The organism is Nonomuraea sp. NPDC050451 (assembly GCF_044458585.1).
Map to the genome: position 1 here is coordinate 107,621 of NZ_JBITHZ010000023.1, position 21,336 is coordinate 128,956.

15 protein-coding genes are annotated in these 21,336 nt (G+C 71.5%); 3 read left to right on the plus strand and 12 right to left on the minus strand.

The genetic code is table 11. The features are described 5' to 3' along the window. The first annotated feature begins 144 nt into the window (after positions 1-144). The 3 genes from ACIBI9_RS44805 to ACIBI9_RS44815 all read left to right on the plus strand — a co-directional run bounded on the left by ACIBI9_RS44805 (position 145) and on the right by ACIBI9_RS44815 (position 5,688). Positions 145-2,016, plus strand: a complete 1,872-nt coding sequence (locus tag ACIBI9_RS44805) for a glycoside hydrolase family 127 protein (RefSeq protein ID WP_397232080.1) — start codon at positions 145-147, stop codon at positions 2,014-2,016. 85 nt (positions 2,017-2,101) lie between these two features. Further along, positions 2,102-3,910, plus strand: coding sequence for an ABC transporter ATP-binding protein (locus ACIBI9_RS44810; RefSeq protein ID WP_397232082.1), 1,809 nt, complete (start codon positions 2,102-2,104; stop codon positions 3,908-3,910). After that, positions 3,907-5,688 carry an ABC transporter ATP-binding protein gene (locus ACIBI9_RS44815; protein ID WP_397232084.1) on the plus strand — a complete coding sequence of 594 codons (1,782 nt, stop codon included), beginning with the start codon at positions 3,907-3,909 and terminating at the stop codon, positions 5,686-5,688. The genes ACIBI9_RS44810 and ACIBI9_RS44815 overlap by 4 nt, the downstream gene beginning before the upstream one ends. Here the strand turns inward: ACIBI9_RS44815 and ACIBI9_RS44820 are convergent. The 12 genes from ACIBI9_RS44820 to ACIBI9_RS44875 form a co-directional block, all read right to left on the minus strand. Further along, positions 5,679-6,992 carry a glycoside hydrolase family 28 protein gene (locus ACIBI9_RS44820; protein WP_397232086.1) on the minus strand — a complete coding sequence of 438 codons (1,314 nt, stop codon included), beginning with the start codon at positions 6,990-6,992 and terminating at the stop codon, positions 5,679-5,681. The two genes, ACIBI9_RS44815 and ACIBI9_RS44820, sit on opposite strands and share 10 nt — an antisense overlap. Further along, the gene (locus ACIBI9_RS44825) at positions 6,989-9,001 is read right to left on the minus strand and encodes a hypothetical protein (protein ID WP_397232088.1); all 2,013 of its coding nucleotides are present in this window, start codon (positions 8,999-9,001) and stop codon (positions 6,989-6,991) included. Before ACIBI9_RS44825 ends, ACIBI9_RS44820 begins: the two co-directional genes overlap by 4 nt. Continuing rightward, the gene (locus tag ACIBI9_RS44830) at positions 8,998-9,999 is read right to left on the minus strand and encodes a DUF5605 domain-containing protein (protein WP_397232090.1); all 1,002 of its coding nucleotides are present in this window, start codon (positions 9,997-9,999) and stop codon (positions 8,998-9,000) included. The genes ACIBI9_RS44825 and ACIBI9_RS44830 overlap by 4 nt, the downstream gene beginning before the upstream one ends. Before the next feature lie 5 nt (positions 10,000-10,004). Continuing rightward, positions 10,005-11,405, minus strand: coding sequence for a DUF5060 domain-containing protein (locus tag ACIBI9_RS44835; protein ID WP_397232092.1), 1,401 nt, complete (start codon positions 11,403-11,405; stop codon positions 10,005-10,007). Continuing rightward, complete coding sequence (locus ACIBI9_RS44840; protein WP_397232094.1) at positions 11,402-12,832, minus strand: ABC transporter substrate-binding protein; 1,431 nt, start codon at positions 12,830-12,832, stop codon at positions 11,402-11,404. The genes ACIBI9_RS44835 and ACIBI9_RS44840 overlap by 4 nt, the downstream gene beginning before the upstream one ends. Then, positions 12,829-14,010 carry an exo-alpha-sialidase gene (locus ACIBI9_RS44845; protein WP_397232096.1) on the minus strand — a complete coding sequence of 394 codons (1,182 nt, stop codon included), beginning with the start codon at positions 14,008-14,010 and terminating at the stop codon, positions 12,829-12,831. The genes ACIBI9_RS44840 and ACIBI9_RS44845 overlap by 4 nt, the downstream gene beginning before the upstream one ends. After that, the gene (locus ACIBI9_RS44850) at positions 14,007-15,047 is read right to left on the minus strand and encodes an exo-alpha-sialidase (RefSeq protein WP_397232098.1); all 1,041 of its coding nucleotides are present in this window, start codon (positions 15,045-15,047) and stop codon (positions 14,007-14,009) included. The genes ACIBI9_RS44845 and ACIBI9_RS44850 overlap by 4 nt, the downstream gene beginning before the upstream one ends. Then, positions 15,044-16,084, minus strand: coding sequence for an ABC transporter ATP-binding protein (locus ACIBI9_RS44855; RefSeq protein WP_397232100.1), 1,041 nt, complete (start codon positions 16,082-16,084; stop codon positions 15,044-15,046). The genes ACIBI9_RS44850 and ACIBI9_RS44855 overlap by 4 nt, the downstream gene beginning before the upstream one ends. Continuing rightward, the gene (locus tag ACIBI9_RS44860) at positions 16,081-17,076 is read right to left on the minus strand and encodes an ABC transporter ATP-binding protein (RefSeq protein ID WP_397232102.1); all 996 of its coding nucleotides are present in this window, start codon (positions 17,074-17,076) and stop codon (positions 16,081-16,083) included. Before ACIBI9_RS44860 ends, ACIBI9_RS44855 begins: the two co-directional genes overlap by 4 nt. A gap of 114 nt (positions 17,077-17,190) precedes the next feature. Beyond that, a complete protein-coding gene (locus ACIBI9_RS44865) occupies positions 17,191-18,339 on the minus strand; it encodes an ABC transporter permease (RefSeq protein WP_397232104.1) in 1,149 nt (382 codons plus the stop codon). A gap of 6 nt (positions 18,340-18,345) precedes the next feature. Continuing rightward, on the minus strand, positions 18,346-19,344 hold the full coding sequence (locus tag ACIBI9_RS44870; RefSeq protein ID WP_397232106.1) for an ABC transporter permease: 999 nt from the start codon (positions 19,342-19,344) through the stop codon (positions 18,346-18,348). A gap of 9 nt (positions 19,345-19,353) precedes the next feature. Beyond that, positions 19,354-21,336 (minus strand): ABC transporter substrate-binding protein, encoded by a 1,983-nt coding sequence (locus ACIBI9_RS44875; protein WP_397232108.1) that lies wholly within the window; start codon positions 21,334-21,336, stop codon positions 19,354-19,356.

The following is a 21,336-nucleotide window of genomic DNA, read 5'->3' on the forward strand; positions in this document are numbered from 1 at the left end:
GGCGTCCCTTCGCATAAATATTCACACATGCATAGACGTCCCGTTAAGCGTGCGTCGTCCCTTCCGCCCCGTCAAGGTCGGCGGTGGGGCGGCATAAATATTCGACTCTTGTTGGATATATAACCCTGAGGCAGGATGTGCAGCATGAGCGATGATCGGATGTCTTCGGTCGTACGGCCCGGCCCCGACGCGGCGGTAACCCTGCGCCCCGTGGCGGGCGGGCGGGTCGAGGGCGGGTTCTGGGGGGCGCGGCAGCGGGTCAACCGCGAGGTCACGATCCCGCTGGGCGGCGAGCGGGTACGCGAGTCCGGCGCGTTCGACAACCTCAGGCTGGCGGGCCCGCATCGCGGCAAGGTGTTCGCCGACTCCGACGTCTACAAGTGGCTGGAGGCGCTCGCCTGGGAGCGCGGCCGGGCGGACGACGACGAGCTCGCGCGGCCGTACAAGGAGGCGTCCGAGCTGGTGGCGGAAGCCCAGGGCGCCGACGGCTACCTGCACACCCACACCCAGCTCACCGGCACCGAGCGCTACTCCGACCTGGCCTCCAGCCACGAGCTCTACTGCGCGGGCCACCTCATGCAGGCGGCGGTGGCGGGCAGCCGGGCGGTCGGCGACCGTACGCTGCTGGGGGTCGCCACCCGGTTCGCCGACCACCTGGCTGCGGCGCTGCCCCCGGACGCGCTAGACGGCCACCCCGAGGTCGAGACGGGCCTGGCCGAGCTGCACCGGGAGACCGGCACGCGCGCGTACCTGGACCTCGCCGCGCGCCTGGTCGCCACCCGCGGCCACGCGCTCATCCCGCTCAAGGGCCACCACGGGCCCGGCTACCGGCAGGACCGGGTGCCGGTGCGCGAGGCCGCCACGGTCGAGGGGCACGCCGTACGCGCCATGTACCTGGCCGCCGGAGCGGCCGACGTCGCCGTGGAGACCTCCGATCTCGACCTGCTCGCCGCCCTGGAGCGGCAGTGGCACGACATGGTGGCGACCAAGACGTACCTGACCGGCGGCCTCGGCTCGAACTGGTACGGCGAGGCGTTCGGCGGCCACCACGAGCTGGCCCCGGACACCGCCTACTGCGAGACCTGCGCGGCCATCGGCAGCATTCAGTGGTCGTGGCGGATGCTGCTGGCCACCGGCGCGCCCGGGTTCGCGGACCTGATCGAGCGCACGCTCTACAACGCCGTCCTGCCGGGCGTCTCGCTCGGCGGCGACCGCTTCTTCTACGTCAACGCGCTGCGCGTGCGCGCCGGCGCGGACCCCGACGACCTGCGCTCGCCGGCGCGCGGCCGCCAGGACTGGTACGGCACCGCCTGCTGCCCGCCCAACGTGATGCGCCTGCTCTCCTCCCTCGACCACTACCTCGCCACCCGGGACGACGACGGCGTCCAGCTCCACCTGTATGCGCCCGGCACCGTGCGGGCGGGCTCCGTGGTGCTGGAGGTGGCGACCGGCTACCCGTGGAGCGGCCGGATCGAGATCACCGTCAGGGAGACCCCCGACCGGCCGTGGACGCTCTCGGCCCGCGTCCCCGCCTGGGCCGACGCCGCCGGCGTGGACGACCGCCCGGCCGAGCCCGGCACCTACCACCGCGTCCGCAGGACCTGGCGGCCCGGCGACCGGATCGTCCTCGACCTCGGGATCCGGCCCCGGCTGACGGTGGCCGTGCCCCGGCTGGACGTGGCCCGCGGCCAGGTCGCCGTCGAGCGCGGCCCGCTGGTCTACTGCCTGGAGCAGGCCGACCACCCCGGCGTCATCGTCGACGACCTGTGCGTGGCGGGTGCGGACCTGCGCGACGGGACCGCCGTCACCGGCCTGCCCGACGAGGTGGTGCCGGTCATCGCGCGCGGCCGGGCCCACGTGCACCGCGAGGAGGACGGCGGCTTCCCGTACCGCACCGCCGCCGCCCCCCGGGAACCGGAGCACACGGGCCCGGTCGACCTCACGTTCGTGCCGTACTACGCGTGGGCCAACCGGGGGGCGGGCCCGATGACGGTCTGGGCGCCGATGCACGGCTGACATATGATCTCCGGGCGCGCGTGGCTTGACCGGTTCATGCTCGCGCGCCCGGCCGTACCCCCCGACGCTTGGAGGCGCCCACGCCGTGAGGACGCTGCTGGCCGAACGAGAGCGCCTGTTACGCCTGTCCCTCCAAGATCGCAAAGCCGCCGCCGGCCTGGTGCTCGTGCACGCCGGGGCGGCACTCGCACCCGCCGCCACCGCCCTGTCCACCGGCTGGCTGGTCGCCGCCCTCACCGGATCCGCGAGCGGGCGGGAGCCCGGCACCGCGATCGTGTGGCCGCTGGTGACGATGGCGGCCCTGCTGGCGGCCACCGAGGTGCTCGGGGCCTTGAGCGGCGCGCTCGAACAGTTCGTGGCCGGCCGCGTGGACGCCCGCGTGATGCGCGAGGTCCGCCGGCTCGCGCTCGCCCCCGCCGACATGGCGCACCTGGAGGAGCCGGCGTTCGCCGACGACGCCTCCCGCGCCTCGGACTCGGGAGGCGGCCGGGTCCGCTCGCCGGGCACGGCCGCCGTCGGACAGCTCCGGCTGGTCTTCAGGATGCTGGGCGCGCTGGGCTCCGCGGCCGTGGTGGCGGTGCTGTTCTCGCCGCCGCTGGCCGTCTTCCTGCTGGCCGCGGCCCTCGTCCAGCGTGCGCTGATCCGCCGCTGGTGGGTGGGCCTGGCGGCGGTGGCGGACGCCCGCGAGGACCTGCGGCGCCGGGCCGAACACTGGGCGGACGTCGCCTCGACCGCTCCCGCCGCGAAGGAGATCCGCCTGTTCGGGCTGCAGGACTGGGTGGTGCGCCGCCGTACCCGGGAGGTGCTGGCCTGGGCGGGGGCCATCTGGGAGCGCAGGCGCGACATCCTGCGGCAGCAGTGGCTGACCGCCCTGCTGGCGGCGGCGTCGGCCGGAGCGGCCCTGCTGTTCCCCGGCCTGGCCGCCGTCCACGGCACGCTCCCCGCCTCCGACCTGGTGACCGTGCTGGTCTCGGCGTTCGCCCTCTTCTCGATCAGCTCCATGGGGTACGAGGCGTTCGACATCGAGTACGGGCTCGGCGCCGTCCGCGCGCTCGACCGGCTGGGCGCCCGCCCCGTGCCGCCGCCCGGCGAGCCGCGCGAGATGTCCGCTCCCGCGGAGATCCGCCTGGACGGCCTGGCCTTCCGCTACCCCGGCACGGACCGCGACGTCGTCGCCGGGGTGGACCTGACCATCCACCCCGGCGAGGTGCTGGCGCTGGTCGGGCGCAACGGCGCCGGCAAGACCACGCTGATCAGGATCCTCGCCGGCCTGTCCCTGCCCACCGCCGGCCGGGTGCTGGTGGACGGCGCGCCGCTCGGCCCCGGCGACCTGCCGGCCTGGCGCCGTCGCATGGCCGTGGTGTTCCAGGACTTCAACCGCTACCCGCTCTCCGCCGCCGACAACATCGCCATGGCCGCGCCCGAACACCGCGCCGACCTCGACGGGATCCGCGCCGCCGCCCGCCGCGCCGACATCGACGGCGTGATCGAGGCGCTGCCGGACGGGTACGACACCCCGCTCGCGCGCGACCGCACCGACGGCACCGACCTGTCCGGCGGGCAGTGGCAGCGCATCGCCATCGCCAGGGCCATCTTCGCCGTCGAGCACGGCCGCGACGTCCTGATCCTGGACGAGCCGACGGCGCACCTGGACGTCGAGGCCGAGGCCGGCTTCTACCGGCAGGTCGTCGCCGAGGTGCCGGGGACCACCGTGCTGCTGATCTCGCACCGGCTGTCCACCGTGCGCAACGCCGACCGGATCGTGCTGCTGGAGGGCGGCCGGGTGGCCGAACAGGGCAGCCACGCGAGCCTGCTGGCGGAAGGGGGCGCCTACGCCCGGCTCTTCCGCCTGCAGGCGGCCCGGTTCACCGACATGGAGGCGACGAGCGGATGACCACCTCGGAACAGGGAAGGCTCCGCCTGGTCCGCCACATGTTCGCCCTCGCCTGGCGGGCCGACCGGCGCGTCTTCACCGTGATCACCCTGCTGTCCGTCGCCCAGTCCGCCACGACCGCCCTGACCGCCCTCGGCCTGCGCTGGCTCGTGGACGCCGCCGGCGGGCACGCCGTGGGGGCTCTCGTCGTGGCCGTCGTCGTCGGCATCGTCGGCCACGCCGTAGCGGCCGCGGGAAACCGTACGCGCTACAACTACCAGGACGACCTGATCAACCGGGTGGACATCGAGGTCTCCCGCGAGATCCTCGAGGCCACCGCCGCCATCCCCACCCTCGAGCACCTCGAACGCACCGACTACCTCGACCGGCTGAGCCTGCTGCGCCGCCAGACCCGCGCCCTGGCCGGCTCCTGCTGGGCGCTGTCCGACACGGCCATCGCGGTGGTCAGCGTCGGGCTGTCGCTGTGGCTGCTGGCCTCGGTGCACCCGGCGCTGTCCGCGCTGGCCGTGCTGGCCCTCCCGCCGCTGTGGGCGGCCGGGCGCGCCGCGCGGCGGCTGGCCGCCGCGCACGCCGCCACCGCCGAGCAGTCCCGCCTGGAGCAGCGCCTGCACCGGATGTGCATCGAGCCGGACACCGGCAAGGAGGTCTACGTCTCCGGCGCCGGCCCCGTCCTGGACGCCGCGGCCGACGCCGCCCGCCACCGCGTGATCGACGCCGTCCTGCGGGCCCGCATCGGCGCGATCGGCTGGGAGCTGGCGGGCTGGCTCTGCTACGCCGCCGGGTTCGTCGCCGCGCTGGTGCTCATGACCGGGATGGTCGGCCGCGGCGAGGCCACGCTCGGCGAGCTGATGATGGTGATCAGCCTCGGCGCCCAGCTCCGCTTCCAGGTGTACGGCACCGTGGAGGGCTTCTCCCGGATCGCCGACGCCGGCCACTCCACCCGCCACTACCTCTGGCTGCTCGACTACGCGAGCCGCCGGCGGCCCACCGGCACCCGGCCCGCGCCGGACGCGCTCCGGCACGGCATCGAGCTCCACGGCGTCGGCTTCACCTACCCCGGCTCGGCCGAGCCGGTGCTGTCCGGCGTGGACCTGACCCTGCGCGCCGGCTCCACGGTCGCCCTGGTGGGCAGCAACGGAGCCGGCAAGACCACCCTGGTCAAGCTGCTCAGCGGCATGTACGCGCCCACCGAGGGGCACATCGCCGCCGACCGCGTACCGCTCGCCGAGCTGGACCTGGAGGCCTGGCGGCAGCGGCTGACCGGCGTCTTCCAGGACTTCGTGAAGTTCCAGCTCCCGCTGCGGCAGGCGGTCGGTGCCGGCTGGCTGCCGTCGATCGACGACACCGCCGCGGTGACGCGGGCCCTGGACAAGGCCGGCGCCGTTCCCGTAGCCGAGCAGCTCCCCGACGGCGTCGACACCCAGCTCGGCCGGCTCTACGCGGGCGCCGAGCTGTCGCACGGCCAGTGGCAGCGGCTGGCCCTGGCCCGCGCGCTGATGCGGCCGCACCCGCTGCTGCTGGTGCTGGACGAGCCCACCGCCGCCCTCGACCCGCAGGCCGAGCACGAGCTGTACGAGCACTTCCTGCGCCACGCGGCCACCGGCCACGGCCGGATCACGCTGCTGGTCTCGCACCGCTTCTCCACCGTCCGCAGCGCCGACCACATCATCGTCCTGGAGGAGGGCCGGGTCACCGAGCAGGGCTCCCACGAGGAGCTGATGGCACTGTCCGGCCGGTACGCCACCCTTTACAGCGCCCAGGCCGAGGCCTACTCATGAGACGCGGCGGCCACGGTGACGCCGCTGATCGACAGGCCCTCGACGTCCTGTGCCACGTCGGCCCTGAGCACCCCGGTGAACGAACTGTCCCTGATCGTGATGTCCCGTAGCGGCTGCTCGGGGTAGCCCCGCAGCAGGTACGCGCTGCGCGTCCGGTCGCTGCGCACCCCCGCGACGTTGATGTTGCGGATGAGCGGGGCCTCGTCGCCGTTGTGGCCGTCGCCGTGGTAGAGATCGATCGAGACCGCCTCCTTGGTCAGCTCGCTGATCTCGATGTCCTTGACGAAGACGTTCTCCACGAAGCCGCCGCGCACCGAGTTCGTCTTGATGTAGAGCCCGAAGTACAGGCCGGGCCCGCCCCAGCGGCAGCGGCGGACGAACACGTTGCGGATCCCGCCGGTCGTGTCCGTGCCGATCGCGACCGAGCCGTACCGGTAACGCATGTCGCAGTCCTCGATCAGCACGTCCTCGCACGGCACCCCCACCCGCCGCCCGTCGGGGCCGCGCCCCGCCTTGATCGCGATGCAGTCGTCGCCCACGTCGAACACGCACCCCGAGATCACCACCGAGCGGCACGACTCGGGGTCGCAGCCGTCGTTGTTGGGGCCGCGCGAGTGGATCGTCACGTTCCTGACCAGGACGTTCTCGCAGCGTACGGGGTGAATCTCCCACATGGGGGAGCGGACGACGCGCACGCCCTCGACCAGCACGTTGCGGCACAGGTACGGCTGGATCAGGTTGGGCCGCAGGTAGTGGCCCGCGCCGAACACCCGCTCCTCGACGGGCACGTTCCGCGCGGCCATCAGCTGCAGCGCGGCCCAGTCCGCGGCCTCGTGCGGGGTGCCCGGCCGCCAGCCGAACTCCGGCGTGCCCACCCACGGCCACCAGTGCTCGGGCCCCGCCCCGCCGTCGAGCGTCCCTGCGCCGGTGATCGCGATGTTCTCCTGGCCATAGGCGTAGATGAAGGGGGAGTAGTTGTAGCACTCGATGGCCGAGAAGCGGGTGTAGACGGCGGGCAGGTAGTCGGCCGGGTCGGTGCTGAACAGGATCGTCGCGCCCGCCTCCACGTGCAGGTCCACGTTGCTGAGCAGGTGGATCGCGCCGGTGGGGTACGTCCCCGGGGGCACCCGCACGTGGCCGCCGCCCGCCTTGTGGCACGCCTCGATCGCGGCGTGGAACGCCCCCGTCCACGGGCTCCCCGAGCCGCCGAACTCGGTGAGGTCGAACCACCGGTCGGGGAACTGCGGCGGCCGCACGCGCTCGCGCAGCTCGTCGGCGTACCGCCACGCCTCTTCCTCGTTCATGCCACCTTCCTCATGCGCAGCGCGTGGTAGAGGGGCAGCGCGATCACCCAGGACGGGTTCCACGTGTTCGCCTCGCCCTTGCGCTGCCAGTTGGTCTGGAAGAAACCCTCGCCCTGCTCGCCGGGGGTCTCGAAGCCCCAGTCGCCGGGCTCGCGGCAGATGCCCTGGCCCATGGCGTGCAGGATCGTCTCGGCCCTGGCCGCGTACCGGGACCTGCCGGTCATCAGGCCGAACTCCCTCAGCTCGGAGGTCGGGAAGAACACGTCGAGGTGGTGGTTCTGCACGCTGACCGACGGCCAGCCGCACGCCTTGAACCCGCGCCGCTCGAACGTGCTGCCCGCGTCGAACTCCGGCGACCAGACGTAGACGAACGTCAGCAGCCAGTCCGCCGCCGCCTCCGCCCACCGCGCGTAGAGCTCGCGGCCGGTGAGCCGGTAGAGCTCGAAGGCGGCCAGGAAGTAGTACATCCCGGCCTCCTTGTCCTCGCCGGAGGCGTCCAGCGTGGCGTGCGCGAACGGCCGCTCGAACGTGGCCGCGTGCAGCCGGTGGTAGCGGCCCAGCACCTCCTCGGCCCGCCGCAGCCACACCCGCTCGCCGCTCAGCCGGTACGCGCCCAGCATGGCCTGGACGCAGGCGATGCCGGCCGCGCTGACCATGGCCGAGAACGGCCGCCCGTCCGGCGTCCAGCCGATCGGGACGATGCCCTCCTGGAGCCTGGTCCGCCAGAAGAAGGCGGCGGCGTCCTCCACGGCCTCCTCCCACGCGGGCGGGACCGGCAGCCCCGCCTCACGGAAGTGCAGCGCGATCGCGGCCAGGTCGGCGACCGTCTCGCCGTGGGCGCGGCTGGAGACGAAGTCCGCGCCGTCCTTGCGGAACATCTCCCACCTGCCGCCGTCGAGCAGGTACCGGCCGTGCCGCAGCCCCGGGGTCGGCGTCCGGCTGCCCTCGACGTAGAAGTCCGCCGCCCGGCGGGTCCGCTCCGGGCGGCCGAGCAGGGCGTCGCACAACGCGAGCTTGAGGCACTGGCCGGTCCAGCCGTACAGGTACGACCGGGGCCGTCCGTGGCGGGTGCCCTCGTAGGCGAGGTAGCCGTGGCCGGCCCAGCGCGCGTCCATGGCGCCGGCCTTGAGCTGGACGATGTCCTCCCGGGCGAGCGGACGGGCACCCTCGTCGTCCTGGTAGAGCCGGGTGTGCACGAGCTTCCTGAAGCCGTGGCCGCGCGGCTCGACCGGGCCCCAGTCGAGGGTGTGCCTGGTGCTGATCGTCTCGCCCGGGGCCAGGGTCCGGTAGCCGACCGGGTCGTCGGCCACCTCGGCCTTGCTGACGTAGCAGACGTCGGGCCTGCCGTCGAACATGATCACGCCGGTCATGGCCGCCACCGTCAGGCCCGGCGACCTGATGACGCCCAGGGAGTCGTAGGTGACCTTGCCCTCCGCGTCGCGGCGGGGGGCCGGGTGGGCGAAGAGGCTGACGTACCGGCCGGACCAGGCGGCGTTGACGGCGGGGACGGGCAGGCGGTCCTGCTCGCACACGAACCCGCCGCCCGGCTCGACGCGGGGGACCCTGCGGCGGGGATCGGAGGAGGGGTTGCCGTTGTAGAGGACGCCGGGCATGGTGACGTTGGCGTCGGCGGTGGGGAGGGGGAGCAGGAGGCCCGCCGCCACGTCGGTCACCTCGTGCTCGGAGTCGTTGGACCAGGTGGCGGTGAGGGTGAGCAGGCCGTCAGGGGTGAAGGCCAGCTCCAGTCGGGCACCGAGCGGCCCCGTCCGCGCCGTCACCACCATGGCCTCGCCCCGGGGCTCGAGGTGGACGGAGCCCGGGTGCTCGACGTGCCAGGGGCGGCCGGTGGAGGCGGTGAGCAGGCCGCGCAGCGGCGCCCGCAGGTGCGGGCCGTCCGCGTCGCGGTGGCGCAGCCGCACCTCGGGACCGCCCTCGCCGGGCACCACCTCGACGACCTTCCCGCCCGGCTCGGCGAGGGCGGCGACGACACCGGGCGCCGGTGCCGTCATGGGCGCCGCCTGAGGCGGACGGCCTGGGCCCCGATGGCCGGCAGCGGGACCGTCAGCGTCTCGCCCTCCTGGATCCCCAGCGAGGCGACCGTCATCTCCCACGTGTCGATCACCTCGACCTCGTACCGCCCGGCCGGCACCTCGTACACCCGCTCCGGGAACCGGTGCTCCCCGCAGTACTCCAGGTAGAACTCGCCGGGCACCTCCAGCATCGGCGCGTCCCGATCCCGGTAACGCGCCTGCGCGGGCGTCCCGGCGATCACCTCCCGCAGCAGCCCCAGCCGCGCCACGGCCGAGCCCGCCAGCGTGCCGCCGGCCTCCGACCAGGTCAGCCCCTCGTCGTCGAGGTACGACTCCCCGTGCGTGACGTACCGGCGCCGCACCGACCCGTCCCAAGCCTGGGCGACGACCTCCTCGGGGGTCAGGCTGTGCCATGGATCGTCCGAGTCCCCCTCGTACCCGCACATGTCCATGAGCACCGGCTTGTAGTGGTCGCGCGTCCGCACCCAGGCGTCGCGCGGGCTGCGCGCGGCCACGCTCCCGTGCGTGAACGCGCGCCGCCACAGCAGCGGCGACCCCGCCTCGGCGGTGATCGACAGCGGGTGGTGCCCGGGGTCCTCCTCGGCGACCAGGTCCGCGAGACGTACCCAATCGTGTTCCGAAATTTCGGGGAAAAGGGTGGGGTCGGCCGCCAGCGACCACCACACGTTCGCGTGCCCGGCCAGCCGTGGCACCACCTCCGCCACCAGGCGCGCGGCCGCGTCCACGTCGCCGATGCCGTCGGAGGGGTGCAGCAGGACGAGCTCGGCCGTCACGCCGATCGCCCCCAGCTCCGCCACCCGCTCCTCCAGCGAGTCCAGCGAGCACCGGGTCGCGAACGCCGCCATCCGCACCCGGTCGAACGGCGACGACTCCAGCGTGGCCAGCGTCCGCGCCCGCCGCTTGTCGCCCTGCAGGTGCCAGCCGAGCGCGGTGGTGGCCATCGGACCGATGTTCATCGGCATCACACCCTCGTCATCCGCAGTGTCATCCGCAGGGCCAGGTACGGCCGGCCCGGCAGCCCGACGCACACCCGGTCCCGGTGCACGCCGTCCACCGGGGTGACGGTCATGTTCCAGGTGTCGATCAGTTCCACCTCGTACTCCCCGCCGGGCAGCTCGACCGTGACCTCGCGGGGCCGGCGCCGCCCGAGGTAGCGCAGGTGCACGCCGTCGCGGCGGGTCTCCATGACCTCGCGCAGGAACGCGATCCTGGCCGGGCTCTCCCCGCGCAGCGTGCCGCCGTTGCCGACCCACGGCCGGCCCGGCCCGCCGGTCACCACCTCGCCGTGCCCGACGTACCCGCCGCGCACCATGCCCTCCCAGAACCGGTCCACCAGCTCGGGCCCGCTGATGTTGCCCCAGCGTTTGCCGGCGTCCCCCTCGTAGGAGATCTCGTCGATCACCACTGGCTTGGGGCACGTACGCAGCCACCCGTCCGTCAGCGTGGCGTCCCAGTGCTGCACGCTCTGGTGCGTCACCCACGGCTTGGTGAAGTCGTACAGGGACGCGACCTCGTACATCCGCGTCCCGTTGTGGATCGACCGCAGATGCTCGTACGGGTCCAGCCGCACGATCGCCCGCAGCAGGTCGTCCCAGTCGGCGACGGACTTGGCGTGGTTGAAGTCGTACTCGTTGGCGACCGACCACCACACGTTGCGGTAGGCCGCCAGGCGGGCGACGACGTACCGCAGGTACGCGTGGTCGACCTCGCGCCCCATGTCCTCCACCCCGCGCAGACCCTCGTCGTACGGGTGGAAGAGGATCACGTCGGCCTCGACCCCGATGTCCCGCAGGTCCCGGATCCGGGCCTCCAGGTGCCGGAAGAACACCGGGTTGAAGCGCGTCTTGTCCAGCCCGCCGGGGTCGTCCCCGGCGAAGGGCACCTCGGGCGGCGACATCCGCCCGGTCGGCAGCACGCACATGCGGAGCTTGTTGAACGGCGAGGCCGCCAGCGTCCGCAGCGTCTCGCGCTCGCGGTCCTCCTCCATGTCGTGCGTCCAGTGGTAGCAGGTCGTCCCGAACGGCAGGTACGGCGTCCCGTCGGCGTACGCGAAGCCCGTCCCCACGGCCCGCACGGGCCCGTGGTTGCCGGCGGAGGCGGGCGTCACCTCGAAGCCGCCCGCGTGCCCGTCCAGTTCGCTCACGTTGCTGACGGTCGTGAACCGCCACGGACCCACCGCGTCCGGCATGAACCGGACGCGGTAGACACCGTCGCCGTCGTAGAAGCCCTCGGCCTCCACGACGCGGTTGCGGTAGCGGTACCGGGCCGACAGGCGAACCTCCGCGAAGGGGTTGCCGCCTGCCGGTCCGGCCAGCTCGATCTCGTGGACGTCCCAGCGCTCCACGGTCGCGGGAAAGGTCACCAGTCCTTCCCAGCGGCGGCCTGCGCCTTGATGTAGGCGGGGATGCCGTCCTGCTCGGTGACGGTCAGCGACTGCTCGGGCGTCATGCCGTCGCGCAGGACGTGCTGGCGGAAGACCTGCCACAGGGGCAGGTCCCAGTACTCGGTGTTCTGGTAGTTCTGCACGGTGGCGTTCTCACCCCAGTAGACGGCCGAGGTGTCGAGGGCCGCCAGCTCGGGGACGCTCTTGCCGAAGTTCGACACGACGGCGTCGGTCTGCAGCACCGCCTTGATGCCCTGCTTCGACAGCTCCGTCTGGGCCTCCTCCGACACCAGCCACTTCACGATCTGCAGCGCCTGGTCCTTGTGCGGCGCCGCCGGCGGGATGAACGCGGCCCGGGTGTTGGGCTGGTAGACCGCCTTCGAGCCCGCCTTGAGCACCGGCACCGTGGAGACGCCGATGGAGACGCTCTTCGCGTCCTCCTTGAACTGCTCCTCGTCCCCGTCCTCGATGAACAGCTCCCGGCCGGCGTACATGTTCAGCCGGGACAGCGTCTCCACCGCCATCGCCAGGTGGCCCGGCTTGGCCATGTCGCCCTTCAGGAAGTCGTTCACGGTGGTGAACTCGTTGCGCGGGATCATCAGGAACCGGTACAGGCTCTCCACCTGCTGCTTCCACCCGGCGCCGGTGATGCTCACCTTGACGTCCTCGGGCTTGGGCTCCTCGCTCCTCGTCGGCAGGAACGGGTAGAGCCCGAGCTGGTTGAACTCGAGGTACTGGTCGGGGTGCTGCATGTAGCCCTTGTAGTGGTCGAGCCCGTCGTCCCGGGTGAGCTTCTTGGCCAGCCGGTACGCCTCGTCGTACGTCTGGCCCGCCTTGGGGTACGGCACCCGGAACTTGTCGAAGATCTTCTTGTTGTAGAGCAGCACGTGCTCGTCGATGAACAGCGGCACCCCGTACACGCCGCCGTCGGAGCGCGACTTGACCAGCTCGACCGTCGCCTTGTTCAGCTTGCTCAGGTCGATGCCGGCCTGCTGCAGCGACGGGGTCAGGTCGCCGACCCAGCCCAGCGGCTCCAGGTCGCGGTCGATGCGGGTTCGCGGGTCGTCGATGACGATGTCGGGCGTGACGCCGGCCTTCTTGAGGTCCTCGTAGCGGACCGGGTAGTCCCAGGTCGCGTACTTGATCTTGACGTCGGGGAAGGCGGCGCGCAGCTTGTTGCCGATGACCTCGTCGAAGACCTTGCTCGCCTGCCGGCTCTCGTCGGCGGTGGCCTCGAACGGCTTGTAGTTGGCCGCGAAGACGAACAGCTCGTCGTCGCAGACGCTGAACGGCTTGTTGTACTTGTTCGGCACGTCCTTGCAAGCTGCCGCCGAGGCGTTGGCGGGGGCGGCGACGACGGTCATGGCGAGGGCGAGCAGCGCGAGCCCGCGGGCCTTGTTGTTCATTCAGACTCCCCGTTGGAAGGCGTGTAGCTGCACTGGCGCACGACATTCCGCCGGACGCCGTTCTTGAATTCGGTGATCGTGTGCTCGGGCCAGTTCGACAGCAGGCCCACGGCGTCACGGAGGTAGGACTCGTTGAAGACGACGTGCCGGATGTTGTTGCGGTTGTAGGAATAGACCATGTGGATGAAGCCGTCGCTGCTCTGCGTCATCACCGGATAGGTGAACTGCGGCCCCGACTGCGCCTCCACGTCGACGGAGTTCTCCCAGGTGCGGCCCTTGTCGGGAGACAGCGACACCCGCATGGGGGAGCGGTGCTCGACCCAGGGGTTGTAGGCCAGCACCAGCTTGCCGTTGTCCAGCTTGAGCGCGGCGATCCGCGAGTTCGGGTTGCCGATGGGCTCGGCCACGGGCGCGCTCCAGGTGCGGGCGAAGTCGGTCGACACGCTCTTGTAGATCGCGCCGTCGCCGGTGCGCATGTAGGCGACCAGCTTGCCCGGCTCCACCTCGACGACCGTCGGCTGGATCGAGCTCTTCGCCGTCTTGATCCAGCTCGTGTGCTCCTCCGGATACGCCTTCCACGAGCTCATGTCCTGGCTGAAGACGTAGAAGCCGGAGCTGGACTCCGCCTCGTCGTAGATCGGCAGCAGCACCTCGCCGTTGGACATCCGGATCGGGTTGGTGCCGACCATCCATCCCCACTCCTTGCGGATGTAGGTCGGCTGGCTCCAGGTGTGGCCGCCGTCGTCCGAGGTGATCAGCCGGATCGGCGCCTGCTCCCAGCCGTGCCCCTCGATCGTCACGAAGAACAGGTAGAGGCGCTTGCCGTCCGACCACAGGACCGGGTTGCCGTCGGCCTTGCCCGCCTCGTCGAACACCACCTCGGGCTTGGACCAGGTCTTCTTGCCCACCGCCAGGCGCGACAGGTAGAGCGCCTGGTTGGGCGCGCCCTCCGAGGTGCCGCCGTAGTAGACGGTCAGGATGTCGCCCGTCGGCGCCTGCGCGATCGCGGCCGCGTGCACCTTGGGCACGTTCGGGTCGGGGGCGGCCACGTCCTGGCGGCAGGCGTACGAGCCGGTCGGCTCCACCCGCACCACGCCGCCGCCGTCATCGGTGAGGTACGACGGGACGGCCACGGCCGCCGCCAACGCGCCGTACAAGATGCTCTGCCTGAATCTCATGGCTGGCCAATCTCCAGGTATTTGATGGTCTTCCGCAGGTAGGAAAAGGCGACGTGGAGGCGTCCGCCGCCGCCGTCGATGACGCTCGGGTAGGAGTAGCCGAGCTCGTTCTGCCAGTACTCGGAGTCGGCGTCCTGCAGCACCCGCCGGTGCGGCCAGCGGTCGCCGCCGTCCTCCGACACCGCGAGGACCAGCGGGGTGCGCAGCGCCTTCCTGCGCCGCTCCCCGTTCTTGGTCACCCATCTGAACTGGTCGCGCTCCAGGTTCGCGTCGTTGTAGACGAGCGCGAGCCGGCCATCCACCCTCGTGAGCTGGACGGAGGAGTCGTTGTTCGGCAGGTCGGTCCGTTCGGGAGCCGACCACGTACGGCCGTCGGCGGAGGCCGAGGCGTGGATGCGGCCCGCCCTCCGGTCCCTGAACAGCGCGAGCAGCCGGCCGTCCGGCCGCCGCGCGATCGTCATCTGCACCAGGTCGCGGCTGCCGGGGACCGGGTGCTCGGCCCACGTGCGCCCGCCGTCAGCGCTGACCTCGACGACGCTGCGGTCGCCGGAGGCCCCGCAGTGGTAGGCGGGCAGCAGCCAGGTGCCGTCGTCCTGGATCAGCGGCGGGTGCCGCACGAAGATCCCGGGCTCGGCGAGCAGCACCCGGGGCTCGCTCCACGTACGTCCGGCGTCCGCCGAGGTCCTGGCCACGACGTGCGCGCTCTTCTGGTCGTACGGCTCGCTGGAGGTGTGCAGCAGCCAGAGCAGCCCGTCCGCCTCGAACAGCACCGGGTTCTGCTCGCTGCGCTCCGGGTCGGCGGCGATCACCTGGGGCGGTTCCCAGCGGTCGCCGGTCAGCCGCGACAGCACGACGTCCGTGCCGGGGTGGCCTTCCTCGGGGCCGCTGAACCAGGTGCACAGCAGGTCGCCGGCCCGGGTGCGCAGCAGGTTGGCCGCGTGGTTGTCGGGGCCGTGCGGCGCGGGCAGCAGCGCCTCGCGCACGCCCGGAAGGTCTGTCGATGGCCGGATGATGCCGTCGAAGCGGGGATCCGTCATGCCTTCACCTCCCGCACGTCCGGGTCCGGCACGCCGCGCAGCTCCAGCTCCTCGGCCAGGTGGCAGGCCACCCGGCGGCCGCCGACCTCGCGCAGCGGCGGCGGCTCCGTACGGCAGGTGTCCCTGGCGTACACGCAGCGCGGGTGGAACGGGCAGCCCGGCGGCACGTGCGCCGGGTCGGCGATGTCGCCCAGCAGCTTGATCCGCTCCCGGTGCCGCTTGGCCGCCGGGTCCGGGTCGGGCACCGCCGACAGCAGCGCCTCGGTGTACGGGTGCAGCGGCCGCGTGTACAGCTCCTCGGTGGGGCCCTGCTCGACGACCTTGCCGAGATACATGACCGCGACCACGTCCGAGACGTGCTCGACGATGCCCAGGTCATGGCTGACGAACAGATAGGCCAGGCCCGAGTCCTCCCGCAGGTCCGTCAGCAGGTTCAGGATCTGGGCGCGGACCGAGACGTCCAGCGCGCTCACGGCCTCGTCGGCCACCACCAGCCGGGGCGACAGGGCCAGCGCCCGCGCGATCCCGACCCGCTGCCGCTCGCCGCCGCTGAAGGCGTGCGGGTAGCGGTTGGCGTACTCGGGGCGCAGGCCCACCCGGTCGAGCAGCTCGCCGACGCGCTCGTCGATCTCCTCCTTGGAGCCGCACCTGTGCGCCCGCATCGGCTCGCCGATGATCTCGCGCAGGGTCTTGCGCGGGTTGAGCGAGGAGTGCGGGTCCTGGAAGATCATCCGCACCTGCGCCCGGTACGGCTTGAGCTCCTTCTCCTTCAGCCCCGCCACGTCGATGACCGAGCCGTCCGGCTGCCGGTAGAGCATGCGCCCGCCGGTCGGGTCGTGCGCCCGCACGATGCACCGGCCGAGCGTGGTCTTGCCGCAGCCGGACTCGCCGACCAGGCCGAGCGTGCTGCCCGGCTCGATGGTCAGGTCGACCTTGTCCACCGCCTTCACCGCGCCCACCTGGCGGCCCAGCAGCCCGCTGCGGATCGGGAAGTGCTTGGTCAGCCCCTCGATGCTGAGCAGGGGTTCCGTGCTCACGCTTCCTCCTCGTAGAGCAGGCAGGAGACCTCGCGGTCGGCCATGGGGACCCGGCGCGGCAGCACGACGTCGCACTTCCCGGCCACGACGGAGTCGCAGCGCGGGTGGAACGCGCAGCCGTCAGGGCGCGCGTACGGCGGGGGCACCATGCCCTTGATCGCCGTCAGCCGGGTCCGCGAGGCCCGCCCGAGCCGGGGCATCGAGCGCAGCAGCGCCCGCGTGTACGGGTGCCGGGGCGCGGCCAGCACCTGCTCGGCCGCCCCGTACTCCACGACCCGGCCCAGGTACATGACCGCCATGCTGTCGGCCACCTGCGCGGCCACCCCCAGGTCGTGGGTGATCAGCATGATCGCCATGCCGAAGTCCGCCTGCAGGTCCCGCAGCAGCTCCAGGATCTGCGCCTGGGTGGTCACGTCCAGCGCCGTCGTCGGCTCGTCGGCGATGAGCAGGCTCGGCCGGCACGACAGCGCCATCGCGATCATCGCCCGCTGCCGCATCCCGCCGCTCAGCTCGAACGGGTACGCGTCCACCCGGCGCTGCGGCATGGGGATGCCGACCCGGTCGAGCATCTCGATCGCGCGCTGCCGGGCGGCGGCCTTGCCGACGTTCTCGTGCAGCCGGACCGCCTCGACGATCTGGCTGCCGATCGTGTGCACCAGGCTCAGCGAGGCCATCGGCTCCTGGAACACCATCGCGACGTCCCGCCACCTGACCTGCCGCAGCAGCCTGCGGTTCGCGCCGACCAGCTCGACGGGGCCGCCCTCGCGGTGCAGCGTGATCCGCCCGCCCTCGATGTGGCCCGGCGGGTCCACCAGGCGCAGGATCGAGCGGGCCATGACGCTCTTGCCGCAGCCGGACTCGCCGACGATGGCCAGCGTCTCGCCCCTGCGCACCCGCAGGTCCACGCCGTCCACCGCGCACACCACGCCGTCGTCGAGCAGGAAGTGGGTACGCAGGTCCTCGATCTCAAGCAGCACGTCGTCTGCGGCCACGCCGAGCCCTCCTGTTGCTGTGCCGATGGTCGCGCTCACTGTCGCCCTCCGCGGTTACGCCAGAAGGGCTTCCTTCTCCGGGCTCGGCTCGCCGCTCCGTGCCGATGGTCGCGCTCACTGTCGCCCTCCGCGGTTACGCCAGAAGGGCTTCCTTCTCCGGGCTCGGCTCGCCGCTCCGTACGGATCGGCGGCGTCCCGGAGCCCGTCACCGAAGAAGTTCATGGCCACCACGACCACCACCACCGCGACGCCCGGCGCCAGCAGCCAGGGGGCGTTCGCGACCACGCGGACGTTCTGGGCGCCCTCCAGCAGCACGCCCCAGCTCACCGCCGGCGCCTGCAGGCCCAGCCCGAGGAAGCTCAGGCTCGTCTCGCCGAGGATCATGCTCGGGATGGCCAGCGACAGCGACGCGATGATGTGGCTGGCGAACGACGGGATCATGTGCCGGAAGATGATCGACAGCCGGCCCACGCCGTCCAGCCGGGCGGCCATGACGAAGTCCTCCTCGCGCAGCGACAGGAAGCGCCCGCGCACGTCCCTCGCCAGCCCGGTCCACCCGATCAGCGACAGGATCACCGTGATGGCGAAATACCTGGTCAGCGGCCCCCAGTCGGTCGGGAGCGCGGCCGAGAGCGCCATCCAGAGCGGCAGCGTCGGGATCGCGATCAGGAACTCGATGACCCGCTGCACGGCGTTGTCCACGCCGCCCCCGAAATATCCGGATATGCCGCCTATGAGCATGCCGAGTAAGAAGCTGACCGCCACCCCCACCAGGCCGATCGACAGCGACACCCGGGCCCCGTGGATGAGCCGGGACAGCAGGTCGCGCCCGTTCTGGTCGGAGCCCAGCAGGAAGACCGGCTCGCCCTTGGTGACCGGGCCGATCAGGTGGAGGTCCGACGGGATCAGGCCCAGCAGCTCGTACTCGTCGCCGTGCACGAACAGCCCGACGTCGATCCGCCTGCCGGGGTCCTCGGTGTAGCGCTGCTCGTACGTCTTCGGGTCGCGCTCGGTGCGGTAACCGTTCACGTACAGGCCGAGGTCGCCCGAGAAGCGCAGCACCTGCGGCGGCGCGTACGTCATCGACGTGTTCGCGGTCGCGCTGGACATCGGCGCGAAGAACTCCGCGAAGATCGCCACGAAATACACCGGCGCCAGGATGGCCATCCCGGCCAGCGCGAGCCGGTGCCTGCGGAACTGCCGCCACATCAGCCGCCACTGCGGCAGCGTTCCCACTTCCTTGGTCGGTCGCCTGAGGAACATGCGGCGCTACTCTCTCTTGTACCGTTTGCGGATTCGCGGGTCCCACCACGCCAGCGCCAGGTCGCTCACCACGGTTCCGATCACGGTCAGCGTGCTGAGGATCATGATGAAGCTGCCGACCAGGTACATGTCCTGGTTCATGACGCCGTTGAGCAGCAGCGGGCCGCCGGTCGGCAGGCTCATGACCACCGACACGATCGTCTCCCCGCCGATCAGGCCGGGCAGCAGCCAGCCGACCGTGCTGAAGAACGGGCTGAGCGACATCCGCACCGGGTACTTCAGCAGCAGCTTCCACTCCGGCAGGCCCTTGGCGCGGCCAGTGTGCACGTACGGGCGGTAGAGCTCGTCCAGCAGGTTCGCCCGGGTGATCCGGATCATGCCGGCGGTGCCCGACACGCCGATCACCACGATCGGCACCCACAGGTGGCCGAGCAGGTCGAGGACCTTGCCCAGGTTCCAGGCGGCGTCCTGGAACTCGGGGGAGAACAGGCCGCCGACGCTCTGGCCGAAGAAGCGGAAGCCGACGTACATCAGGACCAGCGCCAGCATGAACTCCGGCACCGCCATGCCGATGAACCCGAGGAACGAAAAGCCGTAGTCGCCCCACGAGTACTGCTTGACCGCGCTGTAGATGCCGATCGGGAACGCGATCGCCCAGACCATGAGTAGCGAGCTGATCGACAGCACCGCCGACAGCGCCACCCGCTCGCCGATGAGCGTGGAGACCGCCTGGTTCCAGGCAAACGATTGACCAAAATCGCCGTGCAGGAGGATCGCCGTGATCCAGCGCCAGTACTGCAGCAGGAGCGGGTCGTCGAGGCCGTACCGGTGCCTGAGGTTGGCGATCTCCGCCGGGGTGATGCCCTCGCCGCCCGCCTGCGCGTTGGCCACGAGCGTCGAGACGTAGTCGCCCGGCGGCAGGTTGATGATGACGAACGTGACGATCGAGATCGCCCAGAGCGTCACCACCACGTACACCAGGCGGCGGCCGAAGTAGCCCAGCACGTCGGCCCCTCAGAGGGAGTACTGCTCGGGCTGGGTCGGCCCGGGGTTGGTGGGGGCGGCGGCCATCGAGTCGGGCACGTTCTTGAAGCTGTTCGACACGATGCCGTACTCGTCCGGGTACGTGCTGATCCCGATCGCGTAGAACTGCTGCGCCGCGATCTCCACGACCTTCTTGGCGGACTCGATCGCCTTGGCGGGGTCGTACTCGGTGCGCATCTTGGTGAACGCGTCCAGCTGGTCGCGCACCTCCTTGGGCGGCTCGTCGCCGGTCTTGCCCTTGCTGCCGTACCACTGCGCCCAGCGGATGGCGTAGCGGGCGCTGCCGGAGTTGCTCGGCACGTAGTAGTGGTCGCCGCCGGTGCCCGTGATGATGTCGAAGTCGCTGCAGGTGTACGCCGAGGCCTGCGGCTGGTTCGCCATCGTGCGCTCGGTGAACAGCGTGCCCGCGACCGGGTCCACCCGGAGCCCGACCCCGACCGCCTCCCAGCCCTTCTTCACGAACTCCAGCGCCTCGGTGTGGTGCGGGAAGTCGGTGCTGGCCATGACCGTGACGACCAGCGGCTTGCCGTCGGGGCCGAGGCGCTTGCCGTCGGCGTCCTTCTTGGTCAGCCCGGCCTTGTCGAGGTGCTCGTTCGCCTTCGCCGCGTCGAACTCGGTGTACTGCTTGGCGAACGCCTCGTCGTAGACCACGTTCCGCTTGGACGGGGCGGCCTGCCACGGCTCGCCCTGGCCCGCGTACACGCCGTCGATGATCTCCTTGCGGTTGATCGCGTACGACAGCCCGATCCTGAAGTCCTTGTCCTGGAACAGCTTGCGCAGGCCCTCGTCCGCGATGGTCTGGTTGAACTGGATGATCATCGTGTTGCTGAGCCGGCTCGGCACGTCGAACAGCCGGTACTTGCCCTTGGCGGCGTTCTGGGAGACCAGCGGCTTGTTCTCCGGCGTGTTGAAGTTGCGCAGCTGCATGCCGATCTCGCCGTTCATGATCTTCAGCAGCTCGACCTCGACGTCGCCCAGCACCTCCGCCCGGTAGCGGTCGATGTACGGGAGCTGGCGCCCCTGCTGGTCGACCTTCCAGTAGTACGGGTTGCGCTCGGCCACCAGCGCCGTGCCCTTGCCGACCGGGTTGCTCACCTTCCAGGCGTGCAGCGTGGGCTGGTCGGCGTTGTGCCACGGGTCCTGCTTCAGCATGAACAGCTGCGTCCAGTCCTCGAGCTGCTCGTCCTTGGCGAGCTGGTCGACGTCCGGGTTGTACTTCTTGTGGAACTGCTTGAGGTAATGCTTGGGCAGCAGGAACCCGATCGGGCCGGGCCGCTCGAACGTCGCGACCGCGATCTGGAACAGGAAGCCCGCCTTCGGCTCCTTGTAGACGTAGCGGACGGTCCGGTCGTCCACCTTCTCGACCTTCACCCGCTCGGTGGTGCTGCCGTTCTCCAGGTAGAGGTCGTAGATGCCGGTGGTGTGCAGGTCGTGGTACGTGGCCACGTCCTCGAAGGCGAACATCAGGTCGTCGGCGGTGCACGGCTGGCCGTCCGACCACTTGAGGCCCTCGCGGAGGCGGAAGACGTATTCCCGGCCGTCGTCCTTGACCTCGAACTCCGCCACGTTGGCCACGATGTCGTCGGGACCCTTCTGGCCGCTCGTGCCGGGCTTGAGCCTGACCAGCGGCTCGTAGCCGAGGGTGTTGGTCAGCCAGTCGATGTCGTCCTCGCCGACGATGGCCGAGGCCCAGGTGCCGCCGTACTTGCCCGGCTCCTTCAGCGGCGTGACGACGAGCGGGTTCTTCGGCAGGCGCTGCTCCAGCGGCGGCAGCTTGCCGCTCTTGACCAGCTGCGCCAGCGCCGGGGACTCCTTGGCGGACATGTCGGCGGCCTGGGCGGCGCCGCCCGTGTCGGGGCTGGTGTCGAAGAAGCTGCAGCCGGAGGCGGTCGTCAGCAGGAGGAGACCGCCGCCGCGGAGGAGGTTTCTCCTCGTCAACGGGTGCTGGGTCAT